Origin of the sequence: Lentzea sp. NPDC102401 (assembly GCF_044765805.1) — a bacterium.
Taxonomy (GTDB): domain Bacteria; phylum Actinomycetota; class Actinomycetes; order Mycobacteriales; family Pseudonocardiaceae; genus Lentzea; species Lentzea sokolovensis.
The window spans coordinates 42,980-62,170 of record NZ_JBIWKS010000002.1 but is presented as its reverse complement, the minus strand read 5'-3'; the positions used below and the strand labels follow the sequence as shown (position 1 = coordinate 62,170).

Sequence of the window (19,191 nt, the reverse complement as noted above, 5' to 3'; positions counted from 1 at the left end):
TTCGAGCGGTACCCGGAAGGAAGAGAAGGAATGTCAGACACGACGACCGCCGGTACGGCCGTGCCATCGGAGCAGGCGAGCCCCTTCACCCCTCGGGTCAAGATCGGCATCGCCGGTGCCCTGTTCGGCATGTTCCTCGGCATGATGGACAGCTACATCGTGGCCACCGCGCTGCCCAGCATCGTCGGTGACCTGGGCGGGCAACGCTCGATGACGTGGATCATCACCTCGTACGCACTGGCGATCGCGGCCTCCACGCAGGTCTGGGGCAAGATCAGCGACCTGTTCGACCGCAAGGTCGTGTTCATCTGGTCCGTGGTGATCTTCCTGGTCGGCTCGATGCTGTGCGGCCTGTCGCCGAACATGGGCGCGCTGATCGGATTCCGGGCACTGCAGGGCATCGGCGCGGGCGGCCTGCTGGTCGGCGCGGTGGCGATGGTCCAGGTCCTGTTGCCGCCCAAGGAGTCCACCAGGATCTCCAGCTGGACCGGTGTGCTGCTCGGCGTCGCGCTCATCGCCGGTCCCCTCATCGGTGGTGTGATCACCGACGCGCTCACCTGGAACTGGATCTTCTACGTCAACGTGCCGTTCGGCATGCTGTGCCTCGTCGGGACAGTCGTCGGGGTCACGGTGCCGACGAGGCAGAAGACGGACAAGGTGCGCATCGACTACGTCGGCACCGTGCTGCTGATCGCGGCGGTCGTCAGCCTCACCCTGGTGACGAGTTGGGCCGGCACCAAGTACTCCTGGGGTTCGCCGGTGATCCTCGGGCTGTGCGCGGTCGTCGTTGTCGCGACGGCGTTGTTCGTGATCGTGGAACGCCGGTTCCCCGAGCCGCTGGTGCCGTTCCGGATGTTCAGCACCAGGAACTTCGCCCTGGCGCAGGTGCTCGGTTTCGCGTTCAACGTGGTCATGGTCGCGACGGTGAACTTCGTGCCGCTGTACTTCCAGAACGCCCTGGGCGTGCAGCCGGCGCTGAGCGGCTTCCTGCTGATCCCGATGATGGCCGGCCTGGTCGTCGTGATGACGCAGAGCTCGAAGTACATCCGCCGCACCGGCCGCTACCGGATCCTCCCGATCATCGGCGGCGCCGGCGTCACGATCGGTATGCTGGGCGTCCTGTTCCTCGGACCGGACACCAACCCGTTGATCGCGTCGCTGGTCGGCATCCCGCTCGGCGTCGGCCTCGGCTGCCTGATCCAGAACACGATCCTGATCATCCGCACGAGCGTCGAGCCACGCGACATCGGCGCCGGCATGGGGATGGGCTCGCTGACCAGGACCCTGGGCAGCGGTATCGGCGCCGCGCTGTTCGGCACGCTGTACGTCGGTGCCATGGCCGGCACGCTGACGGAGAAGCTCGGGCCCGGCGGGAGCGACCTGCTGTCGTCGGCCTCCAGGCTGAACCCCGACCAGCTGCAGCACCTGGAGCAGCCGGTCCGGCTGGCCTGGTCGGTGGCGGTGACCAGCGGTCTGCACGTCGTGGCGATCGGTGCAGCGATCACCGGTGCGATCGCGCTGGTCTCGGCGTACTTCATCCGCGAGGTTCCGCTGGTGGACAACCGCCCTGGCGCACAACTAGCTGCTCCGGCAGCACCCAAGACCAACTGACCCACTCCCCAGCGAAGGCGGGCCCGGCGATGATCGCCGGGCCCGCCTTCGCCGTTCTCGCGCACGTCGTCAGGCGTCCGGCAGCACACACTCGAAAACGGTGTGGTTGCTGGGCATCTTCGCGGTCGAGACGAGGCTGAGGCCCGCGGTCTCGATCATCCGGCGCAGGTCGTCGCCGTCGAAGCCGGTGCCCTCCTCGCACACCACGACCTGGAACATGGCGCGTTGTGGTTGCCGAAAACCTCATCCATGCAGGTGACAGGGGGTTCACAGAGACCCACGCGAGGACGCAGTCGTGATCACGCTGCCGCCCTACTGCGCCTGCTACCCATAAGCGACCAGGACAAGGACGTGGAGATCCTCGTGCTACGGCACCAGATCACCGTCCTGGAACGCCAACTGCGCAAAAAACTCAACTTCGGTTCTCCCCGCCGATCGAGCGTTCCTCGCGGCATTGCTGCACCGGCTCCCGGAGAAGGTGCTTCGTCAGTTCAAGTTGCCGGTCCGCCCGGAAACGGTGCTGCGCTGGCACCGAGACCTGCTCGCCCGCCGCCACGCGGCCAGATCTCGCCCCAAGCGCCCCGGCCGTCCACGGACCGTGCGCTCGATCCGGCTCCTGGTGCTGCGTTTGGCACGGGAGAACCCCCACCTGGGGCTACCGCCGCATCCACGGCGAGCTACTCGTACTCGGCATCACGATCGCCGCATCCACCGTGTGGCAGATCCTCCAGGACACCGGAACCGACCCAGCACCCGATCGCACCTCCACCGCCTGGGCCGACTTTCTCCATTCCCAGGCTAAAGCCCTGCTGGCCTGTGACTTCTTCGAAGTCGCGACCTTGAGCGGCACCCGCCTGTACGTGCTCGCGGTCATCGAACACAGCAGTCGCCGGATCCGCGTTCCGGGCGCCACGGCGCACCCGACCGCAGCTTGGGTCGCCCCGGCAGCGAAGAACCTCGTGATGGTCCTCGACGACGCGAGCAGCTCCGCACGGTTCCTGATCCAAGACCGCGACGGGAAGTTCCCTGCCCTATTCGATGCCATCTTCGCCGATGCGGGCATCCAGGTTGTCCTCAGCGGAGTCCGCATTCCGCGGATGAACGCGATCATGGAACGCTGGGTCCAGAGCTGCCGCCGCGAACTCCTCGACCGCACCCTCATCTGGAACCAAAAACATCTGCTCCACGCCCTGCGGGAGTACGAACAGTTCCACAACACGCATCGACCCCACCAGGGCATCGCTAACGCCCGACCCCTACACGCGCTCCCACATCCGACCACCGATCAGACAGCAGTCACCCAGCTCGACATCCGCCGACACCAGCGACTGGGCGGCATCCTCAACGAGTACCACCATGCTGCTTGACCTGCACGGACGACATTTTCGGCAAGCACAAGGTCTGCATGGCGCCTTGCCGGGGATTCGAACCTGCGCACCCCTGTCGGCAAACTCGAAGCCAATGTTCATTATCAGGAGTCGGCCCGCATAGCGAGTACAGCTACGGGACCATCTGAACCTCCACGGACTTCCGGCCGCTGGCACCCCAGTCTGTAATCACGTCGAATTGAATCGTGTAGGCACCCGCGTGAAGGTTGATCCACCCATAGCTTGGATAGCAACCGGACTCGTCTTTCTTGATTACACTGCCGTTCTGTAGCGCCGTGATCGTGGCGTAACAGCCTGAGCTGACATCGCCCATGTCGTCGGTAACATGCACAGTGAACTTGATGTCGTGATCAGCTCGGTACTGGTCAGGCCTGACCTTGTACTGGCTGTAGGAACCATCGACATTCAAGTACAAGGGTGAGCCCGCCGACCGAACATGAGTGACCACAGGAGTGGGACCTGATGAAGTTGGTTCACGCGCCGGGGATACCACAGACGATGTCACAGCCGGACTGCTGATCATTGCTGGCGTCACGCTGGTGCCCTGCGATTGCATCGGAGCATTCGGGCCACCTTGCGGAGAACGAGGGTACTGCCAGGCGGCGTAGCCGATGATCAAGGCAATGACGGCGACAGCAACGCTCACTGCTGTCCACCATGGCGCGGAATGCCACTTGTCCTTACTGGCAGGGCTACCAGAACTGGTCGTCAAGGTCGCCTCCCGCGTGCATCGCTGCACTCGCTCGTCACGAGCACCGTCGACTTGTTCGCCGCGCATATGGCTGTTGTTACATGTAGTCGCTTCCGTGGCAGGTATCTCCGGGAGATACCTGCCACGAGCATTGGACGCACTCGCAAGCCGCGACAGCTGCTCCCCCACGGACCTTCCAGCACATCCACGTCGAAGAGGGCGGTATATCGATCAACAACGAGCTGCGGACGACGCGCCTGCAAGTTCTATCGACCGAACAGCCCTCACCAGCCTCCTCGACCTCGCCGAGCCCACTCGAAGCCGCTGACGCAACGCTTCCGACGATATCGGCCGCTGGTAGAGCTCCCGATGGCGAATGTCCTCACGCCTCGCGCGCTCCAACAGATCGTCGCGGACGACAACCGGCTCCACCTCGACCGACTCGGTCTCGTCATCTGCAGCGTTGACAGCGGCCGGTAGCGACACCGGTCGATCATCAACGGCAGCGTCAACGAGCTGAGCGCCGTTCATGCCCTGCAACAGGAAGGGGCCGACGTCAGACCAACCGATCAACAGAAGAGGCCCGACCGCATCGAAGGCGGCCTTGCCGTACTCGCCGCGATGACGGGATCGGCCACGTTCAGGGCCAGCGTGACCAGACTGCAGAACATCAGCAAGCGCCGAACAGGCTTGAGCTGTGCTGCGCCGGCGCCGTTCACCGTCAGCTGCCGCAGGCCGAGCAGCAAGCCCATCACCGATAGGTCAACCACGGGATCAACCAGCGGCGCGACCCATCCGGGAACACCGAGCCTCAACCCCAGGCTCAACACGTTGCCGAAGCCGAACATGAACGTCAGGCAGACGACCGTGCCCATGATCACTTCGACGGCCCGGCGGACACACATCTGTTCAGACATGCTCACCGATCCCCATCCGCAGCCGCGTTTCCTGCGCCCGCTCGGCTGCGGCGCTCTCGCCGTAGTGGCGCGGCATGTCCTCGGAAGTCCAGCCGAGCAACAACATCAGGTCACTGGTGTCGCCGCTCCGAACCGGACGAGGGCGGCCGCGAGCGCTGCGTCGAGGTCGAGCGGACGACCGATCCCAGGCGGAGCGAGGCTCGGGTCCACGAGTACCGCACCTCGCACGCGTGCGGGTCGTAGCCGCGCGTACGCCTCGACGTGCAGCCCGGCGAGTGAGTGCCCGACCAGCACGGCTGGACCTCCCGCGAAGTCCAGCACCGCGTCCAGCACGGTCACCTCTCGCCGCCCCGACACGGCCGACGGCGACGGTGTGCTCGCACCGATGCCTGGCCGGTCGAACCGCAGCACCCGCACAGCAGGCGCGAGCAGCCGGGTCACGGCGTCCCAGTCGACGACCGTGCCCACCAGCCCCGAGGTGAGCACGACCGGCGGCGCGTCCTCCGGTCCGTCCGCCACGAGGTCCAAGTTCGAGCCCACGACGTTGATCACAAGACACAGCATGACGAAAGGGGTGCGGGAAGCATGGTGACGAAAAGATCTTCCAGCCGCGTCCCTCGCCGGCCCGACCAGCCGGGCGTGTGGCTGGCAGTGGCCGCACTCCTGTACTCGTCCTGGCTCCTCGAGCTGGTGCTGCCGACCGGTCTGTCCGTCGTGGACAGTTACGTGAGCGAGCTGCTCGCGGGTGACCAGCCGTACCGGTGGGTGTTCCGCGTCACCGACACCCTGGCCGCCTGCTGTCTACTGCTCGCCGTTCGCCGGATGCGCGGGCGTCTGATCATCGTGTCTGTGCTCGTCTTCGCGGCCGCGACCCTCGCCGACACTGTGCTGTCACTGGACTGCGCGACAAGTGTGGACGCGCTGTGCCGCTACCGCGAGGCGATCGGATCGGTGTCGCTCGGGCACCGGCTGCATCAGGTCACCAGCGTGCTGACGTTCGGCAGCGCCCTGGCAGCTGCCGCAGGTCTCGAACGGAGCACCCGCAGGTGGCACGCCAGAATGGTGGTCTCGCTGCTCACCGCGACGGGTGTGCTGTCCGCAGTCCTGGTGAACCAGCCTGGCGCCGGGCTGGTGCAACGCGTCCAGCTGCTGACCGTCGCGTTCGGACTGGTTCTCGGAGCGCGTGCGTCGTTCTCCGCGTGGAGGTCCTTTGTGGAACCCGGTCAACCGGCGGGCCGACTCCAGCCGGGTGGCGGGGTCGCTCCAGACACCCGGCAGCTGGGAGACCAGGCCGGCATCCGCGACACTTGTGTCATGGCATTCCGGGAAGATTTTGCAGCGAAATGAGATTTGCCTTCTTGGTGATGATGTCCGTTGCTGCGCATGAAGTTCCTCGGATGTCACGAACGACTTCGGTCATTCGGCCGAACTGACGTCCAAGGAGGCAACGTGGCCATTTCCGGCGTCTTCAGCGCACTCTTCATCGGGTTGATCATCGGCGCGCTGGGCAGGCTGGTCGTGCCGGGCAAGCAACGCATCCCCCTCTGGCTGACCATCCTGATCGGCATCGTCGCCGCGCTGATCGGCACGTTCGCCGCCAACGCACCCGGCGTGGGTGACACCCGCGGCATCGACTGGATCGAGCTTTTCATCCAGATGGCCCTCGCCGCCGGCGGTGTCAGCCTGGCGGCCGGGCTGTACGGCCGCAGGCACCTCTAGCCGCACCCGAGCCCGCGCGGTAGGCGTCGCCCCACCCCCTCGACGACGCCTACCGCGCAACCCGCCCGGCCGATCGGCGGGGTCGAGTCCAGCCGGGTGGCGGGTTCTTCCGGACGCCCGGCAGCTGGGACCAACGCCAAGAACCCACAACACTGGGACACGGCACAGATTTCATCCGTCCAAAGAGGAGACTTTCGCATGTTCAGTCGAATGCTGAGCGCCTTCGGCATCGGTGGCCCGTCCGTCGACACCGTGCTCGACTCGCCGCACGCCGCGCCCGGCCAGCCGATCACCGGACAGGTCCGCATCCAGGGCGGCAGCTCGGACGCCGAGATCGGCCAGGTCGTGCTGTCGCTGGTCACCCAGGTCGAGGTCGAGCGTGGTGGCTTCGGCGGCGACGACGAGCACGGCGACGTCGCGGAGTTCTTCCGGATGGTCGTGCAGCAGGGGCTGCGGGTGCCGGCGGGTCAGCTGGTCTCGATCCCGTTCCAGCTGCCGGTGCCGTGGGAGACGCCGATCACGGCCGTCGGTGGTGCGGCTCTGCCGGGGCTGAGCGTGGGTGTGCGCACCGAGCTGATCGTCGCGGGCGCACCCGACAAGGGCGACCTCGACGCGGTCCTGGTCGCTCCACTGTCCTCGCGGAACAAGGTGCTGGATGCGTTCGGACAGCTCGGATTCTCGTTTCGCAGCACCGACGTCGAGGCCGGGCGTCTGCCCGGTGTGCCGCACGAGCTGGGCTTCTACCAGAAGCTCGAGTTCTTCCCGCCGGCCCAGTTCGCGGGCAGGGTGAACCAGGTCGAGCTGACCTTCGTGGCCAACGCGAACGAGCTGCACGTGGTCCTGGAGGCCGACCGGCGCCGCGGCGGGTTCTCATCCGGCGGCGACACGACCGACCACCTTCGGCTCTCCCACCAGGAGGCACAGGTCACCGACTGGACCGCGGCCATCAGCGGCGGGCTCGCACAGGTCGCCGAGCGCGGGCATGGTCGCGATCCTCAGTCGCGCCCACTGAGGGTCACTCCCGGCTACCGGGTCCGACGACCAGGCCGTGGTAGAGCGACGGCCGACGATCCGTGTGGACGTTGTTGCGTGACCCCACGTCCTTGGTCGACGCGCGTTCGAGGTCGCAGGCAGCGTACGTGATGGTCGGTATCGATCCGCCCGGCGTCCAGGCGGAGGCGAGTGGCCACCCGTTGACGTCGACGATGGTGGAGGCACCTACCCAGCTCATCCCGCGCTCGGACCCAGCTCTGTCACAGGCAGCGATGAACATCCGGTTCACCGAAGCACTTGCCTGGATCCGCACGATCTCCATCGGCGTCGCGCCGACCGCCACAGGCCCTCGTGGCCAGTTCGTGGGTGCGCACAGCAGTTGAGCGCCTCTGAGCGCCGCCAGCCTCACCCACTCAGGAAAGTCCAGGTCGTAGCAGACCATCACGGCTATCCGCCCGAACCTGGTGTCGACGACCGGCGGTTCCGCGTCGCCGCTCGCGAAGCAGTTGACCTCGCTGTCCCACAAATGAGCCTTCCGGTACACCGCGCGGAGGCCCTGTGGGTCGAGCAGGGCGGCGCTGTTGAACAACTGTCCTTGCGACGCTTCGCAGAACCCGCCGACGATGACGACATCGAGGTCGGCCGCCAATCGGACCCACGAGCTCACAGTTGGGCCCTCGGCCGACTCCGCGCAGGCGAACGCCTCCCGCTCGTCTTCGACCACGTGTCCGCTGGAAACCAGTTCGGGCAGCACGACGACGGACGCCCCGTTCGCCGCCGCTGTCCGCACCGCTGCTTCCGCACGTTCACGATTCAGGGTGTTCGCGCCTGCCACGGGTGCCAGCTGACAGCAGGCGACCACGACCGACGTCATCGGATGGTCTCCTCTGCCGGTCCTCGGAGCGGCTGGAACTCCACCGGGGCCTGCCGCATCGTGCTGAGCGGTGCACAAGGAACTCCGGTGGCCCGGCTGAAGTTGTCGAGGGACTGGCGACAGTGCTCGCGGGTCCGCTCACGGTCGCCCCGGCTCGTGATCCGGTGACGAAGCCGACGGGGCCAGGGGAACCACCTCTCGGTGTCGAGGCCGTAGTCGAGGAGGGCTGACTCGGGGACGACGTCGCGGATCAGGCCGAGGTTGTGGGCGAGCAGCGACCCGCGAACCCACGGGATCGCTTGCGGTGCCCTGCGGCGCAGCTCGTGCCAGTTCAGCGCGTAGAGCGGGACGGTGGTCAGCTCGTCGAGCATCATCAGGTGGGTGAGGAAGTATCCGGCCGTCCCGCTCACCCCGGTCGTGGTCGAGGTGAGGTTGACCGACATCGTCCGTCCTCCCGGCGACACGTACGGCTCGTGCGCGACGTCGCGTGAGCCGAGGAAGCCGGTGCAGTTCACGATCCAGCTGCCGTCGGGGATCGACGTGCGGGCACCGCTGCGCAGCACCATGACCGGCCCGGCAAGGGTGTCTTCGACGTCGACCAGGTGATCGCGAAGAACTCGGCTCACCCCGTTCCGCACGACATCGGTCTCGATGCGGGAGAGCATCGCGCCCACGTTGTGGATCGGGTCGTGCACAGGGCTGGTGGTGTAGCGAGACCGTGCCCAGCGGGAGACCTCTTCGCTGTTCGTCCCGTCGAACAGCCGTAGCGCCTCGGCAAACATCGCGCTGGCCGACGTTCTGCCCCACCACCGTCGCACGCCGGTCGGGTAGAGCTTGTCGCGGTCGAAGAAGTAGGTTCCCGATCCGGCGACGAGGCCGATGCTTCGGCCGGACCCGGCCATCAGAGCCTGCACGGTGTCCATCGCCGTCTTGCCACTCCCGATCACCCAGACCGGTCCGTCGTCATCCGGCGACAGGAGACCGTCCTGTGCCAACAGGTGTGGTGCGGTCGACCGCACCCGCCTGCTGGACAACGAGAGCGGGGGGTTGACCGACACGTCGAACCCGGCTGCGTGGATGAGTCGCGCGGCCCTGAACGTGTGCTCCCGCCCTTCGCGATCGCGGGTTCGGATCACAACGTCCTCGGGACCCTCCACATGCGACAGATACTCCGAGCCCCATCGCGCGTCGACGTCGAGAGTGCGCGAGATGACCTCGAAGCAGTGGCGGAAATGAGCCTGCACTTCGTCTCCTCGTGCGAGGTAGCCGCGATCAGCGGTCAGGCTCCACGGGATGTTGCCGACCGTGAAGAAGGAGTACGGCTGGTGCAGTCGCACGTAGGAATAGGCGTCGTTCCACATGCCACCCGGCTGCTCGTGCCGGTCGAGGAACAACACCCGCGCGCCCTCGGGCAGGTAGCGGCCGGCGACGAACGCCGCGTTGAGACCGGCGATCCCGGCACCGACGACGCAGAGCTCGTATCCGGTGGAGTCCGTCGGTCGCGCGGTCATCAACGCGTCAGCAGAGAGATGGCTGCCGGGTTCAGGAGGTTGACCCGCACGAACCCCGGGTACCCCTCTCCGCCGAAGCAGTTGATGTCCATCGCCACGTAGGTGGTGGCATCCACCGACGGACGGCCGAAGACGAAGAATCCGGACTCCGGCTCCACCGCCTCCGTCACAGCACCGCTGGCCAGCAGTTGCTGGTAGCGGTCGCGCGCGAAGCTCATCAACGGCAGCGCACCTTCTTGCGTACCCAGCACTTCGACCGCTCGGTGTGCGAACAGGCGGTCCACCAGGCCCGCGGCTCCGTGCAGTCGTTTGTGGAGCTCGGTGAACGCGGCCGCGTGCTGAGGCGGCACGATGGCGTAGGCGAAGCGGAATCCGTGCATCGCCAAGGTCTTCGTGGGGCACACCAGCCGGAACGTCAGGTCAGGATCGAGGCGATCACTCGCCTCCTTGGCGGCGCCGTCCCACCTCATGTACTGGAAGGTGCCGTCCACGATGACCGTCGAACCCGTGCGCTGCTGCCAGTCGGCGATCCGGTCGATGGTGGCATCCCGAAGCGGCACGCCCGCGAACCACACCGGGTCAGTGAGCCACAGCAGCCCGCGGCCCTCCGGCAAGCTCAACTCCGCGCTGTCGGAGAAGTCGACGTCGGACGCCACTCGGCGCACACCCATCCCGAGTTTGCGGATCCACCACGCGGCGTTGTAGTAGACCGGCGGCAGGTAGGAGATCTCCCGGACCCCCTGGAGGAACTGGTACATCAGCAGCGTGGTGAGAAAGCTGGTCGAGCCGGCCCCCGTCACGCACCGTCCTGGCGTGACGGAGGTTTCGCCGTACCGCCGCACGTGCAACTCGGCGACCGCGTCCGACAGCTCCAGGTCCTCATCCATGCGGCTGTACGTCCCGAGCGAGCCCAGCTTGCCGATCGGCACCCCGCCGAGATCGCCCAGGAACTGATCCATGAAAGGGTGGTCGCCGTTCCAGTCCGACACGAAGACGGAGCCCGGTCGCTCGATCAGGGCGTCGCCGAGCCGGTCGTGCGCTGAGAGCTCGGAGAAGAGCAGCTCCCGATCGTCGATGCGGCCTGCATCGGCAACGGGTGATGGCAACATCATAGAAACCTCACGATGAATAGATGAACTTCACGATGAAGACTGAATTAGTCGTTGCCACAGAACGAACTCAGCAGTCAATGCCACTGGCCGAAGTGGACTCGTACTCCGACCGGGCCCGCACGCGCACGGACGAATCCGTCCAGTAATCCACCATCGTCATCGCCATGGCTTTGGCGCCGTCGACGACGGCCTGGCCGGCGGCCTCGGACGCGGCGGCTGCCGCGAACTCCACCTCGTGGATCTTGACCCCTGGAGGAGCCACCGCGATCAGGGGGTGGATCACCGGCATCCGGTAGCTGACGTGACCCATGTCGGTCGACCCGACCGTTCCTGCGCCGCCGGCAGGGTCACCCACGGTACGACCCAGCGCAGCCATGTTGGCGACGTAGCTCGCGGTCAGCGCGCGATTGGTCCTGACCTCCTCCGTCACTCCCAGGTTCGTCACGTGGATCTCGCAGCCGGCGGCCGTCGCCCCGCTCTCCAGGCACGCGACGACCCGTGCTTCCAGTTGTTGGACGCGGGCCAGCGTCGCCGAGCGCAGGCTCCACCGCGCAACGACGCGGTCGGGCACCACGTTGACCCTCTGAGGCATCTCGGTGAACACGCCGTGGATGCGCTCGTCCGGCGCGATGTGCTGACGGAGCGCGGCAACAGCGTTGTATCCCAGAACTGCGGCGTCGAGGGCATTCCGTCCGTGCTGCGGGGCCGCCGCGGCGTGCGCCGCCCGGCCGGTGTAAGTGACCACGAGGCCGATGCTGGCCAGCGTGTCCATCTCCCACAGGTCGGCGTCGGCCGGGTGCACCATCATGGCGGCGTCGACACCATCGAAGGCACCTCGCTCGGCCAGGACGATCTTGCCCTGAGGCGCTGTTTCCTCACACGGCGTCCCCAACACGAGAAGTCTGCCGACCGCCTCGTCGGCCACGGTGGCGGCGGCGAGCGCGGCACCCAATCCCGCGGCGGCGATCACGTTGTGTCCGCACGCGTGCCCGATGTCCTGCAGCGCGTCGTACTCGCAGAGAACCGCGACCGCGGGTCCGTCGTTCCCCGCCCGTGCCGCGAATGCGGTGGCCAGGCCGTAGGCGCTGCGCTCGGGGGTCAGTCCGCCTCGCTTCAGCGCATCGGTGAGCAGGTCGTGGGCGAAGAACTCCTGGTGCCCGACCTCTGGCCGGGCGTGGATCGCCCGGGAGATGCTCACCAGTTCCTCGGCCCAGGCGTCCACCTCGGCGCACACGCGGACCTTCAGTTCTCCCGCACGATTCACGGCGAGCCTCCCTTGTCGCGATCAGGCGGGCCCAATGAGAGACATGTCGATGGGCCGAGGAACGGGTCTGCTGCGGGACTTCGCCTGGGAGTCGATGGAGTAGCCACGATCCTGTTGGGGCAGAAGTCCTCGACCGCACGCAGATACAGCTTTTCGTTCTGTGGTGCGGTTTTCGGTGATGTTGGTTGGTCTTCTCGCCGTTGCGGCCGAGCAGCTGATCACCCGAGTGACTGGCGCAGGTCGGCCATCAGGTCCTCGACGTTCTCGACACCGAGCGAGAGCCGGACCAGGTCGTCCGGGACCTCCAGCGAGGAGCCGCTGACTGCGGCGTGAGTCATCTTCGCCGGATACTCGATCAACGACTCGACGCCACCAAGTGAGTAAGCCAGCTTGAACAACTGCGTCCCCTCGCACACCGCGAGCGCGGCGGCGGCCCCTCCGGCCACCCGGAACGAGACCATCCCGCCGAAGCCACGCATCTGCTTGGCCGCGATCTCGTGCTGCGGGTGGTCCGGCAGGCCTGGGTAGTACACCTGGGTGACTTGAGGGTGAGACTGAAGCAGTTCGACGATCGCTGCGGCGTTGGCGCAGTGCCGCTCGATCCGGAGCTCGAGGGTCTTGATCCCGCGCAGCACCAACCAGGCGTCGAACGGGCCGGCGACCCCGCCGAGGGCGTTCTGGTGGAAGTACAGCGCGTCACCCATTTCCGCGTCGCGGGCCACCAGGGCGCCGCCGATCACGTCGGAGTGCCCGCCGAGGTACTTGGTCGTGGAATGCATGACCACGTCAGCGCCCAGGGTGAGCGGCGTCTGCAATGCGGGCGAGCAGAAGGTGTTGTCCACAGCCAAGAGCGCCCCCGCGTTGTGCGCGATCTCGGCGAGGGCGGCGATGTCGGCGAGCCGGAGCAGCGGATTGGTCGGAGTCTCGCACCAGATCAGCTTGGTCGTCGGACGGATCGCGGCTCGGACCGCGTCGAGATCCTCCAGCGGCACCGGCGTGTACTCGACTCCCCAGCGCGCGTACACCGTGGAGAACAGCCGATACGTACCACCGTAGACATCGCTGGGGATCAGCACGTGGTCACCAGGGGCGCAGATCGTCCGCAGCACGACGTCGGTGGCCGCCTGCCCCGAGGCGAACGCCAGGCCGCGGGCGCCGCCCTCCAGCGACGCCAGGCAGGTCTCCAGCGCGGTGCGGGTCGGGTTGGTGCTGCGGCTGTAGTCGTATCCAGCTCGCAGGCCGCCCACGCCGTCCTGCTCGAAGGTGGAGACCGCGTAGATCGGCGGCACCACGGCGCCGGTCAGCGGGTCGCTCTCCTGACCGGCGTGGATGGCGCGAGTGGCGAACCCGGGCTCGGGGGACTTCATGTCCATAGCGCGTTCCCTCGATGATCGATTCCGTGAAGTGGTGTTCCGTGATCAAAGGCGGTCGGTGATCGCTTGCTGGTCGCTCCGGTTTGTACAGTTGTGCCAGATCGCGAAGGCCATGGCCAGCAGGCGCCGAGGTACGCAGTTGAACACGCCTGCGGGAGCGCGTCCGCCGTGTTGTCGTTGCGGTAGCGTCGTCTTCGCGGTCCGAGCGCAGCAGACGCAGTGATCGAGCACGCAGCCGAGATCAGCATTGCCTTGCACAGCAACGGTTCCGATTTCTCGGCCCGGTTGCGACAGCCCGATTTGCCTGCCAGACAGGGAAACATTGCCCGCCATCGGGGAGCGATGTAGACATGTGTGCCGGATCCAACGGCGTTCGCGGTGGCATCCCAGCAGTACCTGAGCGACGGCCAGGCAGAGCAGTTCGCAGGCCCACTTCACATGATCTTCGTGGAATCAGTCATCCAGCTGCGGCACTGGCGATCGTCGCCGTCCCTGACCACGAGAAGGGCTATTTCCTTGACCTCTTCCGCATCGTCGATGCCACGCAACTTCGACCTCACTGACCGGGTGGCCGTAGTCACCGGCGCTTCCTCCGGCCTCGGCGCCGAGATCGCCAGGACCCTCGCCTCGGCGGGCGCTCGCGTGGCCCTCGTGGCACGCAGGCAGGATCGGCTGGCGGCGCTGGCGCAGGAGACGGGCGGGACCGCCTTTCCGTGCGATCTGCTGGACGACGCCCAGCTCGGCGGGCTCATCTCCCAGGTAGCGGAAGCCCTGGGGGCGCCGACGATCCTGGTGAACGTCGCGGGCGACATCTTCAGCCGGGACCCGGCCGAGGCCGAGCCGATCGAAGCGATCCGGCGCACCTTGGACCTCAATCTCGTCGCGCCTTTCCGGCTGTGCCAGGACGTCTTCCCGTTGATGGCTTCCGCGGGGCACGGCTCGATCGTCAACATCACCTCGATCAGCGGACAGGTCGGCATCCCTGGTTTTCCGCAGGCGTCCTACGCCGCCAGCAAGCAGGGTCTGGCCGGGCTGACCGCTGAGCTGGCCGTGCAATGGGCGCGGAACGGCATCCGGATCAACTGCGTGGCCCCGGGGTTCTTCCGCAGCGAGATCAACGACGAGCTCTTCCAGGACGAACAGTTCCGCCAGTGGCTGGCGCGCAACCAACCTCTGCCCAGGCAGGCCACGTTCGACGACTTCACCGGTGCTGTCCATTGGCTCGTCAGCGACGCCGCCCGACACGTGACCGGGCAGACCGTCGTCGTCGATGGCGGCTGGACCACCCAGTAGGCGGTTTTCTTCCGGCGCAGGCTCCTCGCCTGCGCCGGATCCCCTCGCCCTTCTCGGTGGAAGGGCAGGTGAACTCATCCGTTCGACGCGCTGAATCCGGTTCGTCGAATTTTACCCGCAGCGTCCCGAGGCAGAGCGGCGACGAATTCGAACGACTTCGGGATCATCTCCAGCTCCATGCGCTCGTGGCAGAACTCGACCAAATCAGCTTCCGTCAAGTTCGGCCGCGATCGAACGACAACAGCATGCGGCTGCGCACCAAGAATGTCGTGAAGGCGCCCGACGACTACGACGTCGCCAACGCCGTCGCACTCCAGCAGAACGTTCTCGATCTGGGTCGGGTAGACGTTCGCACCGCCTACGTTGATCACGTCATTGCGACGATCAACGAGATAGACGTACCCGTCCGAGCCTTGAAAGCCGAGATCGCCGACGCTGAGAAAGCCCGCACGCTCACTCAGCTTCCGGCCGCCTCCGACGTAGGTCGGCTGCCGCGGGTTCGCTGACTTCAGATAAACCTGGCCGATCTCGCCACACGCGACTTCGTCCCCGATGTCGTCGAAGATCCGCACCTCGACAGCATGGCCGTCCGCTCCTTTGTCGGGCTGTGGGCGACCTACGCTACCGGGATGGCTCAGCCACTCGTCTCCTCGGATGAGAAGGAACCCGATGCTTTCCGCCGCGCCGTAGATCTCGTACAGCCGATGAGGTCCGACGAGTTCGATCCATCGCCGTTTGACGTATTCCGGGCATGGCCCCGAACCGTGGTACACGGCCTCCACACTGCTCAGATCGAACTGGTCGACGTCTTCGACAGAGATGATGGTGCGCATGAGAGTGGGCACGAGGCTGACGAAGTTGACGCGGTGCTCTTGAATGAGACGCAAGAAGCTTCGCGGTGAGAAGTTCTCCATCACGACGACGGTATGACCGAGGGCCAGGCCGTTGTGCAGCTCGATGAACCCACCGTGGAACATCGGTAGTGCCACCAGCTGGATCTGCCCCGGTCGCATTCCAGGAACGTCGTAACCCGCGGGCTTGAGATCGTTCATGTCGTAGACCCACGGGGCCTTGCGCAGGACGACTCGCGACCGGCCTGTGCTGCCTCCGGTCAGCACCGCGGAGCGCGGTGTCCCCATAGACGGGAAGGCTGCGTCATGGCTGCTCTTGAGCAGCTCGGCCGGGGCCAACGCACCTGGAAGGTCGCCGACGACGACCGCTTCCGGGATCATGCCGCACAGTTCGGTCATTCTGCCCTCCGGCAGCGCCGGATTGACCGGTACGGCGATGCCGCCGATCTTCCAGGTCGCAATGGTGGCGACGATGTGTTCTATTCCGTTGGGCAAGGCGATGAGTGTGATGCCACCTGCGGCACCCCTGTCACGCAGCACCCGGGCTGCCGCATTGGCCTGAGCCTCCAGCATGGCCCACGAATACTTCCTCTCGCGCCCTCTCGGCCCGACGAGGATGATCGCGGCATCGTCAGGACGCTCAGAGGCCAGCACGGCGATTCTGTCGCCGATGCGGATGAGACCTTCGGACAGCGATGTGAGTGTTTGACTTTCGCCGACAGGCCCGGTGATCGAAGCCGTGGCTTCTGTCTTCACGATGACCGATCGGACCAGTTCCCCGAAGTCACCGTCTGCAATGACATCCAGAAAGTCCGCATAAGTCATCGTTTCACCGAAGAACCCAGTGACAGAGGCGTACAGCGCGATGGTGTCAAGCGACCGACCGCCCGCCTCGAAAAAGTTCTCGTCATCCGCGACGGCATCCTCGCCATCTCGCCCCAGAGTCGCCAGCCACTGTCGCTCCAGCTCCTTCCGCCGAGCGCCCACCTCAGTCCCGGATGCTTCGGACATGAGTCCCCCTTGAATGATTGGTTCTCGAGAACCGCTCGATGGAATCCGAGCCGATGTGACCCGACTGAAATCCGATGTACAGATTTCACCGGTCCACTTTCACCGGTTCACGAGGTCAGAACCCCACGGTACAGGCCGACCGCGTTCAGCCCAATCAATAGACGCCGACGGCGGATAGCTGCGATCATGATCCGGGCGGGAGGGATGATGTCGGATGCAACTCGAAACCGAGTTCCGGGCGCTCGACGGCCTTCGCCTCGCGGGCACGCTGACATTGCCGAACGAGCACGCAGCCCCAGCGGTGCTGCTCCTGCACGGCAACGGCGTGACCAGAGAGGAGTCCGGGCTGTTCACCCGGCTTGCCGCCGCGCTCGGGCGGGCGTGCGTCCCCAGCCTCCGGTTCGACCTGCGCGCCCACGGGGAGAGCGAGGGGCGGCAGGAGGACCGGACTCTGACGGCGCATCTGAACGACGTCCAGGCCGGCCTCGCGCACCTGAGAGAGGCGACCGGGGCCACGGCCACGAGCCTGGTCGCCACCAGTTTCAGCGGCGGCCTGGCAGCCTGGTACGCCGCGAGCAGACCCGCGGAAGTCACTCGGCTGGTGCTGCTCAACCCCCAACTCGACCACAAGAGCCGGTTCATCGACGAGAAGCCCTGGTGGGTCGACGGAGTCCTCGACGAGGAGCACGCCCGGCAGCTCAGCGAACGGGGCTATCTCGACCACTCCGCCTCGGTCCGGACCGGTCGTGCCCTGCTCAACGAGGTTTTCTGGATCCGGGCGCGGACCGTCCTCGGTGCGATCACGACTCCGACCCTCCTCCTGCACGGCGTCGAGGACGGTCTCGTCCCCGTCGAGTCCTCCCGGTCCGCCGTCCGACAGATCGAGGGCAGCGAGCTGATCGAGTTCGAGGGTGCCGACCACCGGTTCACCGTGCCGGGTGACGACAGGTTCCTCGAACCGCGGACGCTGGAATGGCAGGGGGACGCCATCGGGCACGTCGTCGCGTGGATGACCAGCGGGGCCACGGACCCGGCTACCACGGGTCGCGCGCTATAGCCCACAGTGCGGTGGCTATCCTCACTCCGTGAGTGAGAAGAGCGTTACGCCCATGTCGGAGGACTTCTCCGCTTGGTACAACGACATCGTCGTGCGTGCCGAGTTGGTCGAGCGGGGACCGGTGCGCGGCACCATGGTCATCCGACCGTACGGCTACCGAGTGTGGGAATCCCTCCAGGCGGACCTCGACGCCCGCATCAAGGCTGCGGGCCACGGCAACGTCGCGTTCCCGTCGCTGATTCCGCAGTCCTACCTCCAGCGCGAGGCCGAGCACGTCGAGGGGTTCTCCCCGGAGCTCGCCGTCGTCACCCACGCAGGCGGCAAGGAGCTCGAGGAGCCGCTGGTCGTCCGGCCGACCTCCGAGACGGTCTTCGGCGAGTACATGGCCAAGTGGATCGACTCACACCGGGACCTGCCGCTGCTGCTCAACCAGTGGGCCAACGTCGTGCGCTGGGAGATGCGGCCGCGGCTGTTCCTGCGCACGACCGAGTTCCTCTGGCAGGAAGGGCACACCGCGCACGTCGACGAGGCCGACGCGATGCGCGAGACGATGTGGGCGCTGGACACCTACACCGCTGTTGCGCGCGAGATCGCGGCCATCCCGGTCGTGCCCGGCGAGAAGACCCCAGGTGAGCGGTTCGCCGGCGCCGTGCGCACCTACACCGTCGAGGGAATGATGCGGGACGGCAGGGCGCTGCAGTCCGGCACCTCGCACTACCTGGGCACCAACTTCGCCAAGGCCTTCGAGATCCAGTACCAGGACAACGCCGGCGCACTGCAGCTCGCGCACACCACGTCCTGGGGCATGAGCACCCGGATGGTCGGCGGCGTGATCATGACCCACGGAGACGACAAGGGCCTAGTGCTGCCGCCGCGGCTGGCGCCGTACCAGGTCGTGATCGTGCCGATCGGGCGCAACGAGCTGCTCGAGCGCACCACGGCCGCCGCGAACGAGCTGGCGGGCCGGCTCCGTGCCGCGGGTGTGCGCACCCACGTGGACGACAACCGCCCGCAGCTGTCCCCCGGTTTCAAGTTCAACGACTGGGAGATGCGCGGCGTCCCGGTGCGTCTGGAGCTCGGCCCGCGTGACCTCGAGGGCGGCGTCGTCACCCTCGCGCGGCGGCTGCCGACCTTCGAGGGGCAGGGCAAGGAGCAGGTGCCGATCGACCAGGCTCCCGACGTGATCCCTGGCATTCTCGAGGACTTCCAGGCTTTCCTGCTGCACCGCGCCGAGACGTTCCGGGACGAGCACACCGCCGACGCGGACAGCTGGGACGAGTTCGCCGCGCAGGTCGCGACCGGCTGGGCCCGATCTCTCCACTGTGGACAGTCCTCGTGCGAGGACGAGATCAAGGCCGACACCGCGGCCACGCCTCGATGCATCCCGAGCGAGGCGCCGGCGGAATCCGGACCGTGCGTCCGTTGTGGATTGCCTTCGGCCTACGGCAAGCGGGTCATCTTCGGGCGCGCCTACTGATCGTTTCCGGGGTGCCAGCCACGGCTGGCACCCCGGAAACGCTCTGCCG

The 19,191-nt window shown here is 66.5% G+C and carries 17 protein-coding genes and 1 pseudogene; 8 read left to right on the top strand and 10 right to left on the bottom strand.

Annotated features, from left to right (window positions below; genetic code table 11):
- Window positions 1-30 precede the first annotated feature (30 nt).
- A complete protein-coding gene (locus ACIRG5_RS06350) occupies window positions 31-1,611 on the top strand; it encodes an MDR family MFS transporter (RefSeq protein WP_402901073.1) in 1,581 nt (526 codons plus the stop codon).
- Window positions 1,612-1,680: 69 nt separating this feature from the next.
- On the opposite strand, the gene ACIRG5_RS06345 is transcribed toward ACIRG5_RS06350, so the two are convergent.
- On the bottom strand, window positions 1,681-1,830 hold the full coding sequence (locus ACIRG5_RS06345; protein WP_402901070.1) for a hypothetical protein: 150 nt from the start codon (window positions 1,828-1,830) through the stop codon (window positions 1,681-1,683).
- Window positions 1,831-2,324: 494 nt separating this feature from the next.
- Between ACIRG5_RS06345 and ACIRG5_RS06340 the strand changes: the two genes are divergently transcribed.
- Window positions 2,325-2,978 (top strand): integrase core domain-containing protein, encoded by a 654-nt coding sequence (locus tag ACIRG5_RS06340; protein WP_402901067.1) that lies wholly within the window; start codon window positions 2,325-2,327, stop codon window positions 2,976-2,978.
- Window positions 2,979-3,111: 133 nt separating this feature from the next.
- Here ACIRG5_RS06340 and ACIRG5_RS06335 read toward each other — a convergent pair whose 3' ends face one another.
- The 3 genes from ACIRG5_RS06335 to ACIRG5_RS06325 all read right to left on the bottom strand — a co-directional run bounded on the left by ACIRG5_RS06335 (window position 3,112) and on the right by ACIRG5_RS06325 (window position 5,159).
- Window positions 3,112-3,645, bottom strand: a complete 534-nt coding sequence (locus ACIRG5_RS06335; protein ID WP_402901064.1) for a hypothetical protein — start codon at window positions 3,643-3,645, stop codon at window positions 3,112-3,114.
- 614 nt (window positions 3,646-4,259) lie between these two features.
- Window positions 4,260-4,607 carry a hypothetical protein gene (locus ACIRG5_RS06330; RefSeq protein WP_402901061.1) on the bottom strand — a complete coding sequence of 116 codons (348 nt, stop codon included), beginning with the start codon at window positions 4,605-4,607 and terminating at the stop codon, window positions 4,260-4,262.
- Between the two features lie 105 nt (window positions 4,608-4,712).
- On the bottom strand, window positions 4,713-5,159 hold the full coding sequence (locus ACIRG5_RS06325; RefSeq protein ID WP_402901059.1) for an alpha/beta fold hydrolase: 447 nt from the start codon (window positions 5,157-5,159) through the stop codon (window positions 4,713-4,715).
- Window positions 5,160-5,192: 33 nt separating this feature from the next.
- Between ACIRG5_RS06325 and ACIRG5_RS06320 the strand changes: the two genes are divergently transcribed.
- The 3 genes from ACIRG5_RS06320 to ACIRG5_RS06310 all read left to right on the top strand — a co-directional run bounded on the left by ACIRG5_RS06320 (window position 5,193) and on the right by ACIRG5_RS06310 (window position 7,469).
- Window positions 5,193-5,954 carry a DUF998 domain-containing protein gene (locus tag ACIRG5_RS06320; RefSeq protein ID WP_402901056.1) on the top strand — a complete coding sequence of 254 codons (762 nt, stop codon included), beginning with the start codon at window positions 5,193-5,195 and terminating at the stop codon, window positions 5,952-5,954.
- Window positions 5,955-6,056: 102 nt separating this feature from the next.
- Complete coding sequence (locus ACIRG5_RS06315; protein WP_402901053.1) at window positions 6,057-6,326, top strand: GlsB/YeaQ/YmgE family stress response membrane protein; 270 nt, start codon at window positions 6,057-6,059, stop codon at window positions 6,324-6,326.
- A 198-nt stretch (window positions 6,327-6,524) separates the two neighbouring features.
- Window positions 6,525-7,469: a sporulation protein gene (locus ACIRG5_RS06310; protein ID WP_402901051.1), complete on the top strand. Its 945-nt coding sequence runs from the start codon at window positions 6,525-6,527 to the stop codon at window positions 7,467-7,469.
- A 28-nt stretch (window positions 7,470-7,497) separates the two neighbouring features.
- Here ACIRG5_RS06310 and ACIRG5_RS06305 read toward each other — a convergent pair.
- From ACIRG5_RS06305 to ACIRG5_RS06285, 5 genes and pseudogenes are all read right to left on the bottom strand, one after another.
- Window positions 7,498-8,193, bottom strand: a pseudogene (locus ACIRG5_RS06305) (nitrilase-related carbon-nitrogen hydrolase); the annotation flags it as partial.
- On the bottom strand, window positions 8,190-9,704 hold the full coding sequence (locus tag ACIRG5_RS06300) for an NAD(P)-binding protein (RefSeq protein WP_402901050.1): 1,515 nt from the start codon (window positions 9,702-9,704) through the stop codon (window positions 8,190-8,192). The gene ACIRG5_RS06300 and the pseudogene ACIRG5_RS06305, both read right to left, overlap by 4 nt.
- The gene (locus ACIRG5_RS06295) at window positions 9,704-10,813 is read right to left on the bottom strand and encodes an aminotransferase class I/II-fold pyridoxal phosphate-dependent enzyme (protein WP_402901047.1); all 1,110 of its coding nucleotides are present in this window, start codon (window positions 10,811-10,813) and stop codon (window positions 9,704-9,706) included. Before ACIRG5_RS06295 ends, ACIRG5_RS06300 begins: the two co-directional genes overlap by 1 nt.
- Window positions 10,814-10,883: 70 nt before the next feature.
- On the bottom strand, window positions 10,884-12,080 hold the full coding sequence (locus ACIRG5_RS06290) for an amidohydrolase (RefSeq protein ID WP_402901044.1): 1,197 nt from the start codon (window positions 12,078-12,080) through the stop codon (window positions 10,884-10,886).
- A 218-nt stretch (window positions 12,081-12,298) separates the two neighbouring features.
- Window positions 12,299-13,453, bottom strand: coding sequence for a cystathionine gamma-synthase (locus ACIRG5_RS06285; RefSeq protein WP_402901042.1), 1,155 nt, complete (start codon window positions 13,451-13,453; stop codon window positions 12,299-12,301).
- A 516-nt stretch (window positions 13,454-13,969) separates the two neighbouring features.
- Here ACIRG5_RS06285 and ACIRG5_RS06280 point away from each other — a divergent pair.
- Window positions 13,970-14,746 carry an SDR family NAD(P)-dependent oxidoreductase gene (locus ACIRG5_RS06280; protein WP_402901039.1) on the top strand — a complete coding sequence of 259 codons (777 nt, stop codon included), beginning with the start codon at window positions 13,970-13,972 and terminating at the stop codon, window positions 14,744-14,746.
- Between the two features lie 74 nt (window positions 14,747-14,820).
- On the opposite strand, the gene ACIRG5_RS06275 is transcribed toward ACIRG5_RS06280, so the two are convergent.
- Window positions 14,821-16,608 carry an AMP-binding protein gene (locus ACIRG5_RS06275; protein ID WP_402901036.1) on the bottom strand — a complete coding sequence of 596 codons (1,788 nt, stop codon included), beginning with the start codon at window positions 16,606-16,608 and terminating at the stop codon, window positions 14,821-14,823.
- A gap of 214 nt (window positions 16,609-16,822) precedes the next feature.
- Here ACIRG5_RS06275 and ACIRG5_RS06270 point away from each other — a divergent pair, with 214 nt between their 5' ends.
- Window positions 16,823-17,665, top strand: a complete 843-nt coding sequence (locus ACIRG5_RS06270; RefSeq protein WP_402901033.1) for an alpha/beta hydrolase — start codon at window positions 16,823-16,825, stop codon at window positions 17,663-17,665.
- 28 nt (window positions 17,666-17,693) lie between these two features.
- The gene (proS, locus tag ACIRG5_RS06265) at window positions 17,694-19,142 is read left to right on the top strand and encodes a proline--tRNA ligase (RefSeq protein WP_402901031.1); all 1,449 of its coding nucleotides are present in this window, start codon (window positions 17,694-17,696) and stop codon (window positions 19,140-19,142) included.
- The last annotated feature ends 49 nt before the right edge of the window (window positions 19,143-19,191 follow it).